The 566-nt window shown below is 49.1% G+C and carries 1 protein-coding gene; it reads left to right on the forward strand.

Going from position 1 to position 566, the window contains the following annotated elements:
- On the forward strand, positions 1 to 566 hold a 566-nt coding region (locus R7E78_RS29035), incomplete at both ends, for a branched-chain amino acid transport system II carrier protein (RefSeq protein ID WP_318059006.1).

Consider the following 566-nt stretch of genomic DNA (forward strand, 5'->3'; position numbering starts at 1 on the left):
CTTTCGCCATGTATTTAGGCGCAGGTAACCTTATCTTCCCTCCATTTTTGGGTTACCAAGCAGGTGAAAACTTTTTGAGTGGAATGTCTGGATTCCTTTTAACTGGCGTGGGCCTACCTGCTTTAGCACTGGTAATGGTGGCGATCGTTAATGGCTCAGACAAGCTAACCGCTGCGCTACCAAAACCGCTAGCAACCAGTGTTTGGGTGATGGTCTTCATCGTCATCGGGCCAGCATTTGTGATTCCGCGAGCCATTACCGTCGCCTATCAATTTAGCTTCGCCCCAATCTTTGGTGAGGCGGCATTAGTGCCGTTTACGATTGCCTTTTGTGTAGCAACCATTTGGTTTGCGCTTTACCCAGGTAAGTTGGTTGATAACTTAGGCAAAATCCTAACACCGGCGTTAATGGCGATTTTGATCATCATGTCTGCCACTGCCTTGATTTACCCAGCGGGTGAGTTGACACAAGCCAGTGGCCCATACGTGAGTGGTCCGTCTGCAGAAGGTTTGACGCAAGGGTACATGACGATGGATGCGTTGGGTTCAATTGGCTTTGGTTGGATC

This window comes from Vibrio sp. YT-19(2023), from assembly GCF_033337395.1.